The organism is Streptomyces enissocaesilis, assembly GCF_039533765.1.
In the GTDB taxonomy this organism is placed as follows: Bacteria; Actinomycetota; Actinomycetes; order Streptomycetales; family Streptomycetaceae; genus Streptomyces; species Streptomyces enissocaesilis.
In genome coordinates this window covers 225,451-242,362 of sequence record NZ_BAAAUD010000053.1, presented here as the reverse complement: position 1 = coordinate 242,362, position 16,912 = coordinate 225,451, and the positions used below count along the sequence as shown (strand labels likewise).

14 protein-coding genes and 2 pseudogenes are annotated in these 16,912 nt (G+C 72.2%); 8 read left to right on the top strand and 8 right to left on the bottom strand.

The features are described from left to right. A pseudogene (locus ABD374_RS28270) lies at positions 1–308 on the bottom strand (CDP-alcohol phosphatidyltransferase family protein); the annotation flags it as partial. Positions 309–572: 264 nt separating this feature from the next. On the opposite strand from ABD374_RS28270, the gene galE reads away from it, so the two are divergent. The 4 genes and pseudogenes from galE to idi all read left to right on the top strand — a co-directional run bounded on the left by galE (position 573) and on the right by idi (position 4,329). Further along, on the top strand, positions 573–1,556 hold the full coding sequence (galE, locus tag ABD374_RS28265) for a UDP-glucose 4-epimerase GalE (RefSeq protein WP_344498841.1): 984 nt from the start codon (positions 573–575) through the stop codon (positions 1,554–1,556). 143 nt (positions 1,557–1,699) lie between these two features. Beyond that, complete coding sequence (locus ABD374_RS28260; RefSeq protein ID WP_344498839.1) at positions 1,700–2,641, top strand: cation diffusion facilitator family transporter; 942 nt, start codon at positions 1,700–1,702, stop codon at positions 2,639–2,641. Positions 2,642–2,875: 234 nt separating this feature from the next. Next, positions 2,876–3,598, top strand: a pseudogene (locus ABD374_RS28255) (class I SAM-dependent methyltransferase); the annotation flags it as partial. Positions 3,599–3,735: 137 nt separating this feature from the next. Continuing rightward, positions 3,736–4,329, top strand: coding sequence for an isopentenyl-diphosphate Delta-isomerase (gene idi / locus ABD374_RS28250; RefSeq protein WP_344498837.1), 594 nt, complete (start codon positions 3,736–3,738; stop codon positions 4,327–4,329). Here idi and ABD374_RS28245 read toward each other — a convergent pair. Both ABD374_RS28245 and ABD374_RS28240 read right to left on the bottom strand, forming a co-directional pair. Then, positions 4,295–4,774 carry an ATP-binding protein gene (locus tag ABD374_RS28245; RefSeq protein ID WP_344498835.1) on the bottom strand — a complete coding sequence of 160 codons (480 nt, stop codon included), beginning with the start codon at positions 4,772–4,774 and terminating at the stop codon, positions 4,295–4,297. The two genes, idi and ABD374_RS28245, sit on opposite strands and share 35 nt — an antisense overlap. A gap of 94 nt (positions 4,775–4,868) precedes the next feature. Continuing rightward, complete coding sequence (locus ABD374_RS28240; protein WP_344498833.1) at positions 4,869–5,468, bottom strand: HdeD family acid-resistance protein; 600 nt, start codon at positions 5,466–5,468, stop codon at positions 4,869–4,871. 81 nt (positions 5,469–5,549) lie between these two features. Between ABD374_RS28240 and ABD374_RS28235 the strand changes: the two genes are divergently transcribed. Beyond that, positions 5,550–6,293 carry an enoyl-CoA hydratase/isomerase family protein gene (locus tag ABD374_RS28235; protein ID WP_344498831.1) on the top strand — a complete coding sequence of 248 codons (744 nt, stop codon included), beginning with the start codon at positions 5,550–5,552 and terminating at the stop codon, positions 6,291–6,293. Between the two features lie 12 nt (positions 6,294–6,305). On the opposite strand, the gene ABD374_RS28230 is transcribed toward ABD374_RS28235, so the two are convergent. Next, positions 6,306–6,950, bottom strand: a complete 645-nt coding sequence (locus ABD374_RS28230) for a DJ-1/PfpI family protein (protein ID WP_344498829.1) — start codon at positions 6,948–6,950, stop codon at positions 6,306–6,308. A gap of 11 nt (positions 6,951–6,961) precedes the next feature. Beyond that, positions 6,962–7,939 carry a GlxA family transcriptional regulator gene (locus tag ABD374_RS28225; RefSeq protein WP_344498827.1) on the bottom strand — a complete coding sequence of 326 codons (978 nt, stop codon included), beginning with the start codon at positions 7,937–7,939 and terminating at the stop codon, positions 6,962–6,964. Positions 7,940–8,048: 109 nt separating this feature from the next. Between ABD374_RS28225 and ABD374_RS28220 the strand changes: the two genes are divergently transcribed. From ABD374_RS28220 to ABD374_RS28210, 3 genes are all read left to right on the top strand, one after another. Continuing rightward, positions 8,049–8,909 carry an SCO6745 family protein gene (locus tag ABD374_RS28220; RefSeq protein ID WP_344498825.1) on the top strand — a complete coding sequence of 287 codons (861 nt, stop codon included), beginning with the start codon at positions 8,049–8,051 and terminating at the stop codon, positions 8,907–8,909. Positions 8,910–9,012: 103 nt separating this feature from the next. Further along, a complete protein-coding gene (locus ABD374_RS28215) occupies positions 9,013–9,159 on the top strand; it encodes an LPFR motif small protein (protein ID WP_344498823.1) in 147 nt (48 codons plus the stop codon). Between the two features lie 94 nt (positions 9,160–9,253). Next, positions 9,254–11,650 carry a Tex family protein gene (locus tag ABD374_RS28210; protein WP_344498821.1) on the top strand — a complete coding sequence of 799 codons (2,397 nt, stop codon included), beginning with the start codon at positions 9,254–9,256 and terminating at the stop codon, positions 11,648–11,650. 75 nt (positions 11,651–11,725) lie between these two features. Here the strand turns inward: ABD374_RS28210 and ABD374_RS28205 are convergent, their stop codons facing one another. From ABD374_RS28205 to ABD374_RS28195, 3 genes are all read right to left on the bottom strand, one after another. Continuing rightward, entirely contained in the window at positions 11,726–13,096 is a 1,371-nt protein-coding gene (locus ABD374_RS28205) for an FAD-binding oxidoreductase (RefSeq protein WP_344498819.1), read from the bottom strand. 218 nt (positions 13,097–13,314) lie between these two features. Next, positions 13,315–14,952 (bottom strand): ABC-F family ATP-binding cassette domain-containing protein, encoded by a 1,638-nt coding sequence (locus tag ABD374_RS28200; RefSeq protein WP_344498818.1) that lies wholly within the window; start codon positions 14,950–14,952, stop codon positions 13,315–13,317. A 225-nt stretch (positions 14,953–15,177) separates the two neighbouring features. Further along, positions 15,178–16,893 carry a BCCT family transporter gene (locus ABD374_RS28195; RefSeq protein ID WP_344498863.1) on the bottom strand — a complete coding sequence of 572 codons (1,716 nt, stop codon included), beginning with the start codon at positions 16,891–16,893 and terminating at the stop codon, positions 15,178–15,180. Between the last annotated feature and the right edge of the window lie 19 nt (positions 16,894–16,912).

The following is a 16,912-nucleotide window of genomic DNA, read 5'->3' as shown; positions in this document are numbered from 1 at the left end:
CCGGCCGGCGCGGTGCGCACGGCGTCGGCGAGCGCGGCGCGGGCCTCGGGCTGCGCGGTGAGCGCGCCGGGGACCGCCGCGACCGGGAAGCGCGGGTCCGTCAGCGCGAGCCGCAGCGAGTGGACGTGCCCGACGAAGCGCGGGTCCACGAGCGCGACCCGCTCACCGGCGGGCGTCGCGTCGAGGATCCGGGCGATCTCGGCGGTGTCGGCGGCACCGGCGGGCCGTACGTCGAATCCCAGCGACCGCAGATCGCCCTCGAGCGACGATCCGGGTACCGGCGGACCGGTGAGGATGGCGGTCGGCAGACGAACTCACTCCTTGGAGCTGACATGGCGGGCAGGGCCGGCCCGGCGGGCCTCGCGTGACATGCGTCATTCCGGCCCGGCACGGGCAGGCAGGCATGTCGGCAGAGGTTATCGGATGTACGGAAGCAGGAGTTCACGGCCCGTTCACGCCCCGAAAAGACCGGCCGGAACGCGGGCAACCCGCCACGATCATCTTGGTCGATCAATGCCCTGCCCCACAAACCGCCCCCCCGCCGAGGACCGGACACCCCCTAGGGTGGCGGCATGACGTGGCTGATCACAGGCGGGACGGGGTACATCGGCGCACATGTGGCGCGGACCATGGCGGAGGCGGGTGAGCGGGTGGTGGTGCTGGACGACGTCTCGTCCGGCATCCCCCGCCGGCTGCCCCCGGAGATCGCGCTCGTACGCGGCTCCGTTCTCGACCGGGAGCTGCTCGACCGCACGCTCGCCGGCCACGATGTCACCGGTGTGGTGCATCTCGCGGCGAAGAAGCAGGTCGGGGAGTCGGTCGAGCAGCCGCTGCTGTACTACCGGGAGAACGTGCACGGGCTGACGGTGCTCCTCGAGGCCGTCGTCGCGGCGGGGGTCCGGCGGTTCCTCTTCTCCTCCTCGGCCGCCGTGTACGGGGTGCCCGAAGCGGAGCTCATCTCCGAGGACGCCCCCTGCGCGCCGATCAATCCTTACGGCGAGACCAAGCTGGCCGGCGAGTGGCTCGTGCGGGCGGCGGGCCGGGCGCACGGCGTCTCGACCGCGTGCCTGCGCTACTTCAACGTGGCGGGTGCGGCGGAGCCGGAGCTGGCCGACACCGGGGTGTTCAACATCATCCCGATGTTCTTCGACCGGATCACGCGCGGCGAGGCCCCGCGGATCTTCGGGGACGACTATCCGACGCCCGACGGCACCTGCGTCCGTGACTACATTCACGTCGCCGACCTCGCCGACGCCCACCTGTCGGTCGCGCGGGCGCTGGCCGCCCGGGACGAGGTGACGGACCTGACCTTCAACATCGGCCGCGGCGAGGGGGTCTCCGTGCGTGAGCTCGCCGATCTGGTGGCCGAGGTCACCGGCCGCGCGACCGCGCCGGTGGTCGGGCCGCGCCGCCCGGGTGACGCCGCGAAGGCCGTCGCCTCGTCCGAACTGATCACCAAGGAGCTGGGCTGGGCGGCCCGGCGAGGGGTGCGCGAGATGGTCGTCTCGGCGTGGGAGGGCTGGTTGCTCCAGCACCCGGAGGCTGCCCGGAAGTGATCTTGCCGACGCTCTGACCTGCGGTCATTTCCGCAGGTCAGAGCAGATGACAACGGTGTTCAGTCCCGTGTTGCGGATACCCCCCGCCCGTAGTTCACTGTCACCTCGGCCAGATCATTCGCACCACCGGGGAGGCGTCCTTCATGGGGGCTGGGCACGATCACGGGCACACGCACGGCGGGCCGCCGCCCACCGGCACGGCCGCCGCCGCGTACAAGGGGCGGCTGCGCATCGCGCTCGGCATCACCCTGACCGTCATGACGGTCGAGATCGTCGGCGGGCTGCTCGCCAACTCGCTGGCGCTGATCGCGGACGCGGCCCACATGGCGACGGACGCCCTCGGGCTCGCCATGGCGCTCCTGGCGATCCACTTCGCCAACCGCCCGGCCACGGCGAAAGCCACCTACGGCTACGCCAGGGCCGAGATCCTGGCCGCGCTCGCCAACTGTCTGCTGCTGCTCGGCGTCGGCGGGTTCCTGCTCTTCGAGGCCGTCGACCGTTTCATCACCCCGGCCGAGACCCGGAGCGGTACGGCGATCGTCTTCGCCCTCGTCGGCCTCGTCGCCAACATGATCTCGCTGTCCCTGCTGATGAAGGGGCAGAAGGACAGCGTCAACGTGCGGGGCGCCTTCCTGGAGGTCCTCGCGGACACCCTGGGCTCGGTCGCCGTGCTGATCTCGGCGAGCGTCATCATGGCGACCGGCTGGCAGGCCGCCGACCCCATCGCGTCCCTGGTGATCGGTCTGATGATCGTGCCGCGCACCTGGAAGCTGCTGCGGGAGACGCTGAGCGTGCTCCTGGAGACCGCCCCCAAGGACGTGGACATGGCCGAGGTGCGGGAGCACATACTCGATCTGCCCGGCGTCGACGACGTGCACGATCTGCATGCCTGGACGATCACCTCGGGAATGCCGGTGCTGTCCGCACACGTCGTGGTCAGCCAGGACTATCTCGACTCGGTCGGGCACGAGAAGATGCTGCACGCACTCCAGGGCTGCCTGGGCGACCACTTCGACGTCGAGCACTGCACGTTCCAGCTGGAGCCCGGCGGTCACGCGGCCCACGAGGCGAGGCTCTGCCACTGAGCGGCCGGGGTTGTTATGCTCTTCGACGGGACCTTCACGTCTCGGGGACACGGCGAGGGGAGATGAGGTTGATGACCGCCACGGTCGATGCTGCTGCGAGCAGTGTCCGGTTCATCCTCGGCTCCCGGGCTCTCGGCTGACCCCTTTTCGCGTTCCTCGCGCTTCTTCGCGTTTTTCGCACGCGGCGGCCGGAGCCCTCACACCAAAGGGTTTCCCACGTTGACCGACAACGCCATGATCGAAGCTTTCATGTCCCTGCACCGCGGGCTTCCCCGCCAGGGCCCCGGCTCCGACGCCACCACCCGCCACCTGTTCTCCCTCGCCGGACCACCGCCGCGCCGTCCGCGCGTGCTCGACCTGGGCTGCGGTCCCGGCCGGGCCTCGCTGCTGCTGGCGGCGGAGCACGACGCCGAGGTGACGGCGGTCGATCTGTACGGGCCGTTCCTCGCCGAGCTGCGGAGCGCCGCCGAAGCGCGCGGGCTCGGCGACTCGATCCGTACCGTCGAGGCCGACATGGGCCGGCTCCCCTTCCCCGGCGGGTCGTTCGACCTCGTCTGGGCGGAGAGCTCCGCCTACAGCATCGGCTTCGACACCGCGCTGCGTGACTGGCGGCGCCTGATCGCGCCCGGCGGCGCCCTCGTGGTCACCGAGTGCGAGTGGACGGTGCGGGAGCCGTCGGCCGGGGTGCGCGCGTTCTGGGACCGGCACTACGCGCTGCGCGGGCGGCCGGAGAACACGGCCGCGGCCGTCGCGGCCGGCTACGACGTCCTCGGGGTGTACGGCCAGCCCGAGAGCGACTGGGACGAGTACTACGTCCCGCTCGGCGCGCGCGCCGACGCGGCGGATCCCGCCACGCCCGGCATGGACCGGGCTCTCGCCGCGACCCGCGAGGAGATCGCCGTGCGCGCGGAGCACGGCACGGAGTACGGCTACACCGGGTACGTACTGCGGCCGGCCGCCGGCCTGAGCTGACACGTCGTCCGCTCCCGTCGTCCCCGGCGGCGGGAGCGGACATGCGGCCGGTCCTGCGAAGTACGGACAAGCCGCTTTTGTACGGCAGACTTGTGGGCCGGGAACCGAAGCGAAGGATGGTCATGCCGAGCACACCAGTCACCGCGGCGAACAGCTCGTCGGACGGCACAGCGGAAGAGATCCTGCTCGAGCTGGTCGACGAGGACGGCAACACCATCGGCACCGCGGAGAAGCTCTCCGCCCACCAGGCTCCCGGCCGGCTGCACCGCGCCTTCTCGGTGTTCCTCTTCGACGAGACCGGGCGGCTGCTGCTCCAGCGCCGCGCGTCCGGCAAGTACCACTCCCCCGGCGTCTGGTCCAACACCTGTTGCGGGCACCCCTACCCCGGGGAGTCGCCGTTCGCCGCGGCCGCCCGGCGTACGCACGAGGAACTGGGTGTCTCCCCGTCGCTGCTCGCCGAGGCCGGCACCGTCCGCTACAACCACCCGGACCCGGACTCGGGCCTGGTGGAGCAGGAGTACAACCACCTCTTCGTCGGGATGGTGCAGTCCGCGCTGCGGCCCGACCCGGAGGAGGTCGGCGAGACGGCCTTCGTGACGGCGGGCGAGCTGGCCGAGCAGCACGCGAAGGCGCCGTTCTCGGCGTGGTTCATGACCGTGCTGGACGCGGCGCGTCCGGCGGTCAGGGAGCTGACGGGTCCGGCCGCGGGCTGGTGACGGGCGGCCCTGCCCACGGCAGGGCGACCCAGACGACCTTTCCGCCGCTCGCGGTGTGCTCGACGTCGCACACTCCGCCGGCCTCCGCGGTGATCTCCCGCACCAGCAGCAGGCCGCGCCCGCCGGTCTGCGCGTAGTTCCGCTCCAGGGCCTTGGGCCGGTAGGGGTGGTTGTCCTCCACGGAGACCCTGATCCACCCCCGGTCGATCGCCACTTCGACGGCCAGCTCGGGAGAGAGCAGCGCCGCGTGCCGTACCACGTTGGTGACCAGCTCGGAGACGATGAGCAGGACTCCCTGCGCCAAGTCGTCGTGGACCGGTACGCCCTGCCGTTCGAGCAGATCGCGGACGGCGTGCCGGGCCCGCGGTACGGAGGCGTCCGAGGCTGGGGCGGTGAAGCGCCAGACTCCTTCGTACTCTGCCGGGGGGTCCTCTCTCGTCACCACGCTCCGAGTGTTGAGAACGCGTGGGTCCGAGCCCGCCCACTGAACAGAAGTGAGCGGTAATCGGCGCCTTCCGACCGCTTCGCCTGTGACAGCGTCAGTCGTGCGACTGTTCCTGGTCTTCCGGCGGCGGCGCCGAGACCAGATCGACCATCTGGCGGCCGCCCGTGCCGATCGCGATCAGGCCGAGCCCGTCGAAGAGCAGCGCGAGCGAGAAGAAGCAGCCCAGGACGTACAGGCTGCTGTGCGGCCAGTCGAAGAGCACGAGAAGGCCGAGCAGCACACCGAAGGCGCCCTGCACGAGCGTCCAGCCGAACTGCGGGCCGCGCACCACCACGCTGCCGACCAGGCGGAAGACCCCACCGGTCAGGAAGAGCAGCGCGGCGAACATCGTCAGCGCCTCCGCGGTGCCGACGGGGTTGCGGATGACGACGATCCCGGCCGCCAGGTTCAGCGCGGCGACCACCACACCGAGCCAGAAGAAGTTCGAGCCGCGCGACTGGACCGCCTGGAGCAGTCCGACGAGGCCGCCGACCAGCAGCAGCCAGCCGAAGAGGACCATCGAGGTGAGGGTGGCGACGCCGGTGTAGACCAGGCCGACGACGCCTCCGAGCACGAGAACCGCGCCGAGGAGGGTCAGCCAGCCGAAGCCGCGACGGAGCTTCCTGCTCCCGGGTGTGCCTACGGGACCGGCCATGCACGACTCCTCACGTGGCAGCGTCCGACTCTCGGCCCCTTCCTGATCATAGGTTCGTACGGTCCGGATAGCATCCGGCGCATGGAGCCGCAGCTTGAGCACGCCGTCGCGGACGGGGTCGCCACCGTCGTCATCAGCAACCCCGCCAAGCGCAATGCCATGACCGCCGGGATGTGGCGGGCGCTGCCGGGGCTGCTGGAGCGGCTGGCGGCGGACCGGGGCGTACGGGCGCTGGTACTGACCGGGGCGGGGGACACCTTCTGCGCGGGGGCGGACATCTCGTCGCTGCGGGAGCCGGGTGAGGAGCCGCAGGGGCTCGCCGTACGGGCCGAGGAGGCGCTGGCCGCGTTCCCGAAGCCGACGCTCGCCGCCGTGCGCGGGTACTGCGTCGGCGGCGGCAGCCAGCTGGCCGCCGCCTGCGATCTGCGGTTCGCGGAGGAGGGCGCGTCCTTCGGGATCACGCCCGCGAGGCTCGGGATCGTCTATCCCGCCTCGTCGACCCGGCGACTGGTCGCGCTGGTGGGCCCTTCTGCCGCCAAGTACCTGCTGTTCTCGGGCGAGTTGATCGGTACGCGGCGGGCGCTGCGCACCGGTCTGGTGGACGAGGTGCTGCCGGAGGGCGAACTGGCCGGGCGGGTGGCCGAGTTCACCCGGGTGCTGGTGTCGCGCTCGCAGCTGACACAGGGCGCGGCGAAGGAGTTCGCCGACGGCCGCTTCGGCCGGGACGCGCACTGGGCCGAGCAGGCGCGCGGCAGCGGCGACACCTCCGAGGGGGTCGCCGCCTTCCTGGAGCGCCGGGCCCCGCGCTTCACGTACGGGCTCTGACGCGGGCCGCGGTCAGCCCCGGGCCGCCGGGGCCCTGTCCTGGTGACCGCGCCAGTACGCGACGGCCTCGGCCGGGGCCTTCTCCGGCGAGCCCGCGTCGTACGGCGGCCGGGGGTCGTACTCGACGAGCAGCTGGAGCCTCCGGGCGACCGTGTCTCCGCCGATCCGGCCGAGCAGGTGGAGTGCCATGTCGATGCCGGACGAGACGCCGGCGGCGGTGACGTACTTCCCGTCGAAGACGACGCGCTCGCCGGTCGGTTCGGCGCCGAAAGCCTCCAGGTCCTCCAGCGAGAGCCAGTGCGTGGTGGCGCGGCGGCCCGTGAGGAGTCCGGCGCCGGCGAGTACGAGGGAGCCGGTGCACACGGAGGTGGTCCAGGTGCTGGTGGCGTCGGCCGTGCGCAGCCAGTCGAGGACCGTCTCGTCGCGCATGGCCTGCCGGGAGCCCGGGCCGCCGGGGACGAGGACGATGTCGGGGCCGGTCACCTCGGTGAGGGGCCGGTCGGCGACGAGGGCGAGGCTGCCCTGGTCGTTGCGGACCGGCCCGGCCTCCTTCGCGACGAAGACCGTCTCGGCGCCGGGAAGCCGGGCGAGCAGTTCGTAGGGCCCGACGGCGTCGAGCGTGGTGAAGCGGTCGTAGAGCAGAACGGCGATCTGCACGGGTGTTCCTCTCAGTGGGCGGGCTGCGGCTGGACAGGGGCGCGGAAGCGGCGGCGGTACTCGGCCGGCGGCGTGCCGAGGGTCTTCACGAAGGCGCGGCGCATCGCCTCGGGCGTGCCGTAACCGCAGGCCCGGGAGATCTCCTCGATGCCGTCGGCCGAGTCCTCGAGGAGCCGCCTCGCGTGTTCGAGCCGTACGCGTTCGACGTACCGGCCCGGTGTCGTGCCGGTCTCGGAGTGGAAGGCGCGGGCGAAGTGCCGGGGGGAGAGGAGGGCGCGGCCGGCCAGCGCCTGGACCGACAGGTCGTCCTCGGGATGCTCGGTGATCCACTGCTGGACCTCGCGCAGGGGCGTGCGCCGCGCGGTCTGGGCGGCGAGCTGGGCGCTGAACTGGGCCTGGTTTCCGGGGCGGCGGAGGAAGACGACCAGATGGCGGGCGACGGCGAGCGCCGTGTCCCTGCCCAGGTCCTCCTCGACGAGGGCGAGCGCCAGGTCGATGCCCGCCGTGACGCCGGCCGAGGTCGCCACGTTCCCGTCGCGTACGTAGATGGGGTCCGGGTCGACCTCGACGGCCGGGTAGGTGCGGGCCAGGTGGTCGCTGAGCGCCCAGTGCGTGGTGGCCCGACGGCCGTCGAGCAGTCCGGCCCCGGCGAGCAGGAGCGCCCCCGTGCAGACGGAGACCAGGCGCTCGGCGCGCGGGGCGTTCTCACGCAGCCAGCCGGTCAGGCGCGGGTCGGGGTTGCGGGTGCCCCGGCCGCCGGGGACGAGGAGGGTGTGGGGCGCGGGCCCGTCGGCGAGGGCGGTGTCGGGGACGAGCGTGAGCCCGCTGGAGGTGCGGACGGGAGCGCCGTCGAGCGAGGCGGTGCGGATGCGGTACGCCCCGGGGTCGCCCGCCTGCACGGCCGCGCCGGCGAAGACCTCCACGGGGCCGGTCACATCGAGGCTCTGGACCTCGTCGAACAGGAGGGCGAGTACGGATCGCTGCGTCATGCGCCCATCCTTCGGGCCCCGGCAGCTGTCCGCAATGACGAGAACCCCACCTTTGCCGCCATGGGGTCCCGCCCTTTCGGACGTACTGACCAGTCGGTAGCGTACGGTCATGACCTCTCTTCCCGCGCGCGCCGGCCGCCGCTGCCACAACGCCCTCAATCCGCTGCACTCGACCGTCTACTTCTCCCCCGACTTCGCGAAGGAGCTGGCGGGGGTGGGCATCGAGGACAGCAGCGCCGCCTACTTCGCGGGCCGGGGCGCCGCCATGGGCGCGGTCGGGGCCGGTGTGATCACCGCGACGTTCTACAACTTCAACCACGACCTCGTCGCCCGTCACGTGCCCGAGGTGTGGCGCACGGCGTCGCCCGAGACCGTGCTCGCCGCACGGCTGCGCGCCGCGGACTCCACGCTGCGCCGGCTGCTCGGAGCGGAGGCCGTCGGCTCCGACGAGATGGCGGAGGCCGCCGGGCTCGCGCTGCGCGCCGCCGAGGCGTGCACCCGGCACGCCCGTCCGCTGTACGCCGCCCACGCCGATCTGCCCGTGCCCGACCAGCCCCACCTCGCGTACTGGCACGCCGCGACGCTGCTGCGCGAGCACCGCGGCGACGGCCATCTGACGGCGCTGCTCGCCGCTGGGCTCGACCCGCTGGAGGCGCTGGTCAGCCACACGGCGACCGGCAAGGGCATGTCACCGCGCTGGGCCGTGACGACCCGCGGCTGGACCCGTACGGACTGGGAGGCGGCCGCGGGACGGCTGCGGGAGCGCGGACTCCTCGACGGCGAGGGCGAGTTGACCGAGGCGGGCACGGCGCTGCGCGCCGATCTTGAGGACGCCACGGACCGGCTCGACGCGGCGCCGTACACACACCTGGGTGCCGAGGGCACCGAGCGGCTCACCGAGCTCGGCCGCGGCTTCCTGGCGGCGGCGCTGGGAGCGGGTGCGTTCCCCGCCGATCTCACCGGCAAGTGACATCGCCCGCCGCGCAGGGCGTTTGCGCCGCGTACTGACGGACACCCGAGCTGTGTCGGACACCGAGATGCGTGTCGGACACCGATACAGCAGGAGGTACACCGTGTTGCGTGCGATTGCAGAGGGACTCCGGATGATCGGCTCGGCCGTCGCGACAGTGGTGACCCTGCCCTTCCGCCTGGTCGCCAAGCTCTTCGGAGGCGCGTCGGGCACCGCGTCCCGCAGCGGTGGCCGCGCGCGCCGCGCCTGAACGTCCGGCCGGGGCGCGCGCGACACGGGACCCGACGACCCTGCACAATGCAGGCTCAGGCACAGCCCGCAGGAGAAGGCGAGTCGGGAACATCGTGACCACGTCCATCGAAGGCAGGATCGCCGAGGAGCTCGGCGTAAAGGAACGGCAGGTCCGGGCCGCCGTCGAGTTGCTCGACGGCGGCTCGACCGTGCCGTTCATCGCTCGCTACCGCAAGGAAGCGACCGAGATGCTCGACGACGCGCAGCTGCGCACGCTGGAGGAGCGGCTGCGGTATCTGCGGGAGCTGGAGGAGCGGCGGACCGCGGTCCTGGAGTCCGTACGCGAACAGGGCAGGCTGGACGCCGCCCTCGAGGCGCGGATCCGGGCCGCCGACACCAAAGCCCGGCTGGAAGACATCTACCTGCCGTTCAAGCCCAAGCGCCGGACGAAGGCGCAGATCGCGCGCGAGGCGGGGCTCGAACCGCTGGCCCGGGGACTGCTGGCCAACCCTTCGGTGGAGCCGCTCGCGGCCGCCGCCGCGTTCGTGGACGCGGCGAAGGGCGTGGCCGATGCCCAGGCCGCCCTGGACGGTGCGCGGTCGATCCTGACGGAGACCTTCTCCGAGGACGCCGATCTGATCGGTGAGGTGCGGGAGCGCATGTGGTCGCGCGGGCGGCTGGCCGCGAAGGTACGGGAGGGCAAGGAGGAGGCCGGCGCCAAGTTCGCCGACTACTTCGACTTCGCCGAGCCCTTCACCGCGCTGCCCTCGCACCGGGTGCTCGCGATGCTGCGGGGCGAGAAGGAGGACGTACTCGATCTGGTGCTGGAGCCCGAGGAGCCGTCGGAGGCTCCCGGCCCCTCCACGTACGAGAGCATGATCGCCCGGCGGTTCGGGATCTCCCAGCAGGGCCGGCCCGGCGACAAGTGGCTCGGCGACACCGTGCGCTGGGCGTGGCGGACCCGGATCCTGGTGCACCTGGGGATCGACCTGCGGCTGCGGCTGCGGACCGCCGCGGAGGACGAGGCGGTGCGGGTCTTCGCGGCCAACCTGCGGGACCTGCTGCTGGCGGCGCCGGCCGGGACGCGGGCGACCCTCGGGCTCGACCCCGGTTTCCGTACGGGCGTCAAGGTCGCTGTGGTGGACGCCACCGGGAAGGTGGTGGCGACTGATGTCATCCACCCGCACGTGCCCCGGAACAAGTGGGACGAGTCGCTGGCGACGCTGGCACAGCTCGCCGAGGAGCACGCCGTCGAGCTCATCGCCATCGGCAACGGCACGGCGTCCCGCGAGACCGACAGGCTCGCCGGTGAGCTGTGCGACAAGCACCCCGAGCTGAAGCTGACGAAGGTCATGGTCTCGGAGGCGGGTGCGTCCGTGTACTCGGCCTCCGCTTTCGCCTCGCAGGAACTCCCGGACATGGACGTGTCGCTGCGCGGCGCCGTGTCGATCGCGCGGCGGCTCCAGGACCCGCTCGCGGAGCTCGTGAAGATCGACCCGAAGTCGATCGGGGTCGGGCAGTACCAGCACGACCTGGCGGAAGTGAAACTGTCGCGCTCGCTCGACGCGGTGGTCGAGGACTGTGTCAACGGTGTGGGCGTGGACGTCAACACCGCTTCCGCGCCGCTGCTTTCGCGGGTGTCGGGGATCAGCTCGGGGCTGGCGGAGAACATCGTCGCGCACCGGGACGCGAACGGCCCGTTCCGGTCCCGGAAGGGGCTCAAGGACGTGGCGCGGCTCGGCCCGAAGGCGTACGAGCAGTGTGCGGGCTTCCTGCGGATCCGGGGCGGCGACGATCCGCTGGACGCGTCGAGCGTGCACCCCGAGGCGTATCCGGTGGTGCGGGCGATGGTGAAGACGGCGGGGAGCGCGGTCGGAACGCTCATCGGGAACACCGCGGTGCTGCGGTCGCTGCGGCCGGCCGACTACGTGAACGACACGTTCGGTCTGCCGACCGTGTCGGACATCCTGAAGGAGCTGGAGAAGCCGGGGCGCGACCCGCGGCCCGCGTTCAGGACGGCGACCTTCAAGGAAGGCGTCGAGAAGCTCGGCGACCTGGAGTCCGGGATGGTCCTAGAGGGTGTGGTGACGAATGTCGCCGCGTTCGGCGCCTTCGTGGACGTGGGCGTTCACCAGGACGGGCTCGTGCATGTCTCGGCGCTGTCGAAGACCTTCGTCAAGGACCCGCGGGACGTGGTGAAGTCCGGCGACGTGGTGAGGGTGAAGGTGCTGGAGGTCGACATCGCGCGCAAGCGGATCGCGCTGACGCTCCGGCTCGACGACGACGCGGCGGCGCCGCGGTCCGGCGGCGGGCGTGGCGAGGGCGGCCGGGGCGAGGGCGGACGCCGTGACCGTGAGCGCGGCTCCGGCGGCAGGCCCCCGCAGCAGCGGCAGGGCCGTCCGCAGCGGGGCGGCGGCAAGAGCCAGGTCCCGCCGCCGGCGAACAGCGCGATGGCGGACGCGCTGCGCCGCGCGGGGCTGACGGACCCCGGGAGCAAGGGGCGGAGCTAGGACGCGGCCGGCTCCGGTGGTACCCGGTGTCGTACGGGACCACCGGGGCCGGCGGCCCGGGTGCGTACGCGCGGGTTACGGCGTGATGTTCTGGTTCAGGTGGAACAGGTTTCCCGGGTCGTACGCCTTCTTGACCTCGACGAGGCGGTCGTAGTTGCCCCGGTAGTTGGCCCTGATCCGGCCCTGGTCGTCCCCGGCCATGAAGTTGACGTATCCGCCCTCCTCCGAGTGCGGCGCGGTGGCCCGGTAGTAGTCGCGCACCCAGGCGGTGTTGGCCTCGTTGTCGGCGGGGTCGGGCCACATCCCGGCGACGACGGTGGCGAACGAGGCGTCCCGGTAGGCGAAGGCCGTTTCGTCCGGCGCCACGCGGTGGCAGGCACCGTTGACGGGATAGATGTGGACCGTCGAGTTCACGGCGGGCACCCGTGGCCCGTGCTCCAGATGCGCTTCGATCGCGGCGTCGCTGAGCTCGGTCACGAAGTTGGCCTTCCAGTAGTGCTGGAGGCCGGGCGGCACCAGTGCGTCGAAGGCGCTGTTGAGTGCCGGGTACGGCAGGGGCCCGACGTGCTCGGCGACCACCGGGGCCAGGTCGTGGAACGGCTGGAGGGCGCGCTCTCCCTCGTCGAGCGGCCCGGCCCAGCATGTCACGAGCAGGATGAAGGTGTCCCCGTGCCGGTTCTCCGGGATGAACGGGAGCGGCGGGGCGATCTGGAAGGCCGGGAACACCCCGAGTTCCTCGGGCGCTTCGGCGATGAGTTCGCGGAAGCCTCTCAGGACGGTGGCGGCGTCCTCCAGTTCGTAGAGGATCGGCCCGCCGTAGATGTCCCCGACGGGAGCGAGGCGGAACTCGAAGGAGGTCACCGCGCCGAAGTTGCCGCCGCCGCCGCGCAGGGCCCAGAAGAGGTCGTCGTGCTCCTTCTCGCTCACGACGAGCAGTCGGCCGTCCGCGGTCACCACATCGGCCGAGACCAGGTTGTCGCAGCTCAGGCCGAGTCCGCGGGCCAGGTGCCCGATACCGCCGCCGAGGGTGAGCCCTCCGACGCCGGTGGTGGAGATGATCCCGCCGGTCGTGGCCAGACCGAAAGCGTGTGCCGCCGCGTTGAAGTCGCCCCAGGTGGCTCCGCCCTCCGCGCGCGCCGTCCGCCGCGCGGGGTCGACGCGGACGCCGCGCATCCGGGACAGGTCGGCCACCACCCCGCCGTCGCAGGTGCCGAAGCCGGGCACGCTGTGCCCGCCGCCCCGCACCGCCAGGTCGAGCTCGTTCTCCCGTGCGAAGTCGACCGCGGCCATGGCGTCGCCCGCGTTGGCGCAGCGCACGACGGCGGCCGGCCGTCTGTCGATCATGGCGTTGTAGACCGTGCGTGCCTCGTCGTACCCCTCGTCCTCGGGGGTGATGACCGCCCCGCGCACCCGTTCGCGCAACTGGTCGGTCGAGTCGTTGCCCATGACCCTCGCTCCTCGTTCCCTTGTCCCGCAGCTTCGCTCGGAAGGCGCGGCGCCTTGGGGCAGCGGAGTGGAGGCGCGGCGGCGCGACCGGGTACGGCGTCCTTGCCAGGGAGCTCTCCCGCTCGTCTGCCACAGGACCGGCCTGTTTCCACGCTACGCCGATGGGGTGAAGCCTCAACCCGGAGCCCGCACGGACCCTCCCGGGACGGGGAGCGACGTCAGACCTCGGTGACCCTGCCGTCCGCGACCTCGATACGCCGTGTCGTGCTGACCGCGTCCAGCATCCGGCGGTCGTGGGTGACCAGCAGCAGCGTGCCCTCGTACGAGGCGAGAGCGGACTCCAGCTGCTCGATCGCGGTCAGGTCGAGGTGGTTCGTCGGCTCGTCGAGGACGAGGAGGTTGACGCCCCTGCCCTGGAGCAGGGCGAGCGCGGCGCGGGTGCGTTCGCCCGGGGAGAGCGTGGTGGCGGGGCGCAGGACGTGCTCGGCGCGCAGGCCGAACTTGGCCAGGAGGGTGCGCACCTCCGCCGGTTCCGTGTCGGGAACGGCCGCGCAGAAGGCTTCGAGCAGGGACTCGGACCCGTAGAACAGACCGCGGGCCTGGTCGACCTCACCGACGACGACACCCGGGCCGAGCGCGGCGTACCCCTCGTCCAGCGGGAGGCGGCCGAGGAGGGCGGCGAGCAGCGTGGACTTGCCGGCGCCGTTGGCTCCGGTGATCGCGACGCGGTCGGCCCAGTCGATCTGGAGCGACGCCGGGCCGAAGGAGAAGTCGCCGCGCCGGACCGTCGCGTCGCGCAGGGTCGCGACGACCGCGCCGGAGCGCGGGGCCGCCGCGATCTCCATGCGCAGTTCCCACTCCTTGCGGGGCTCCTCGACGACGTCGAGGCGCTCGATCATGCGCTGCGTCTGGCGTGCCTTGGCGGCCTGCTTCTCGCTCGCCTCGCTGCGGAGGTTGCGGCCGAGCTTGTCGCTGTCGGTGGCCTTGCGGCGGGCGTTCTTGACGCCCTTGTCCATCCAGCCGCGCTGCATCTGGGCGCGGCCCTCGAGGGCGGCCTTCTTGTCGGCGTACTCGTCGAAGTCCTCGCGGGCGTGGCGGCGCGCCCTCTCGCGCTCCTCCAGGTAGGCCGCGTAGCCGCCGCCGTAGAGCTTGATCTGCTGCTGGGCGAGGTCCAGCTCCAGGACCTTGGTGACCGTGCGGGTGAGGAACTCGCGGTCGTGGCTGATGACGACCGTTCCGGCGCGCAGGCCGGAGACGAAGCGTTCGAGGCGCTCCAGGCCGTCCAGGTCCAGGTCGTTCGTGGGCTCGTCGAGGAGGAAGACGTCGTAGCGGGAGAGGAGGAGGGAGGCGAGGCCCGCGCGGGCCGCCTGGCCGCCGGAGAGGGCGGTCATGGGGTGGTCGAGGCCGATCGCCAGGCCCAGGGCCGCCGCCACCTCCTCCGCGCGCTCGTCCAGGTCGGCGCCGCCGAGGTCGAGCCAGCGCTCCAGGCTGTCCGAGTACGCGTCGTCCGCGCCCGGGGTCTCGTCGACGAGCGCCTGGGTGGCCTCGTCGAGGGCGCGCTGGGCAGCGGCCACTCCGGTGCGCCGGGCGAGGAAGTCCCGTACCGTCTCGTCCTCGCGGCGCTCGGGCTCCTGCGGGAGGTGTCCGACGGTGGCGGTGGGCGGCGAGAGCCGCAGCTCGCCCTGTTCCGGGGTGTCGAGCCCGGCGAGCAGGCGCAGCAGCGTGGACTTGCCCGCGCCGTTCACACCGACGAGACCGATCACGTCGCCGGGCGCGACGACGAGGTCGAGCCCGGAGAAGAGCGAGCGGTCGCCGTGGCCGGCGGCGAGGTCTTTGGCGACGAGAGTGGCAGTCATCAGGGCTCTGATCCTACCGAGCATCCGGAGCGGGCCGGCGGGCGGCGGCGGGAGGGGGGTGATGCGGGTGCGGGCACGGCGCGGTGCGGGTGTCAGTGGGTCGTCGGGGCTGTCCGTACGGCTCCCTTCGTGCGCGCCACGCGTTCGACGCCCCGCGGGGAGCGTCCCCGCGCGTCCCCTCCCGCCGCCGTGGCATGCGGCGCGGGGGCGGGCGCGTCCTGCCGGTCAGGGGTGGTTGCTGCGGTCGTCCCGGTCGTCCGTACCGGTCCGGGGGCCGTCACCGGCCTCGGGGCCCGGGCCGATGCGGATCTCGAACTCGCCGGCGTACTTCTCGTGGCCCGCGATCACGGCGCTCTCCACCGCCTCCTCGGCGATCTCACCGCGGACGATCAGCGGGTCCTGGCGCAGGTCGCGCATGAGGGACAGGCACATGCCCACCATGACCAGCACGAAGGGGGCCGCGACGAGGATGGTGAGGTTCTGGAGTCCGGCGAGCGCGTTGCCCTTGCCGTGGCCGACCAGCAGCATCACGGCCGCCACCGCTCCGGTCACCACGCCCCAGAAGACGACGACGAGCCGGGCCGGTTCGAAGGTGCCCCGCTGGGAGAGCGTGCCCATCACGATCGAGGCGGCGTCGGCCCCGGAGATGAAGAAGATGGCCACCAGGACCATGACGAGCAGACTCATCACGCCGGCGACGGGGAACTCCTGGAGTACGGCGAAGAGCCGGCCCTCGGGTGTGGCCTCGTCCCCGAGCTGTCCCCGCTCCTGGAGCTGCATCGCCGTACCGCCGAAGATGGCGAACCAGACCAGGCTGACGGTGCTGGGGACGAGGATGACGCCGCCCACGAACTGACGGATCGTACGGCCGCGGCTGATGCGGGCGATGAACATGCCGACGAACGGCGTCCAGGAGATCCACCAGGCCCAGTAGAAGACCGTCCAGCTGCTCAGCCAGTCGGCGACGTCGCCGCCGCCGGTCGCCGCCTCGGTCCGGCCGGCGAGCTGGGGGATCTCGTCGACGTAGGAGGCGAGGGAGGTGGGGAGGAGGTCGAGGACGAGGATGGTCGGGCCCGCGACGAAGACGAAGGCCGCGAGGACCACGGCGAGGACCATGTTGGTGTTGGACAGCCACTGGATGCCCTTCTCGACACCGGAGACGGCCGAGAAGACGAAGGCGACGGTGAGCACTCCGATGATGGAGATCAGGAGTCCGGTGCCGGCCTGCTCCATCCAGCCCAGTTCGCCGAATCCGCTGCCGATCTGCAGGGTGCCCAGGCCGAGGGAGGTCGCGGAGCCGAAGAGGGTCGCGAAGATGGCGAGGATGTCGATCACCCGGCCGGGGGTGCCGTCGGCACGCTTCTTGCCGATCAGCGGCTCGAAGACGGCGCTGATGGTCTGCCGCCTGCGGCGCCGGAAAGTGCTGTACGCGATGGCGAGCCCGACCACCGCGTAGATCGCCCAGGGGTGGAGGGTCCAGTGGAACAGGGTGGTCGCCAGGGCCGTCTGCATGGCGTCCGCCGAGTCGGCGGGGACGGTGCCGGGCGGCGGGCTGGTGTAGTGCGCGAGCGGCTCGCTGACGCCGTAGAACATCAGGCCGATGCCCATGCCCGCGCTGAACATCATCGCGACCCAGGAGACCGTACGGAATTCGGGCCCCTCGTGCTCCTGGCCGAGCGGGATCCTGCCGTAGCGGCTGATGGCGAGCCAGAGAGCGAAGACGACGAACCCCGAGGCGGCCAGGACGAAGGCCCAGCCGCCGTGGTGCATCAGGCCGCTCAGCATCTTGTCGGAGACGGCCTCCAGCGTCTTGGTGAAGACGGAACCCCAGACCACGAAGGCGAGGGTGAGAACCGCCGTCACACCGAACACCACCCGGTCGGTCCGGGGCGTCTCGTCCTCGTGCGGGTGGCGGCCCGGGAGAGCCGCCCTGACGGGCAGCCGCAGCCGTTGAGCCGGT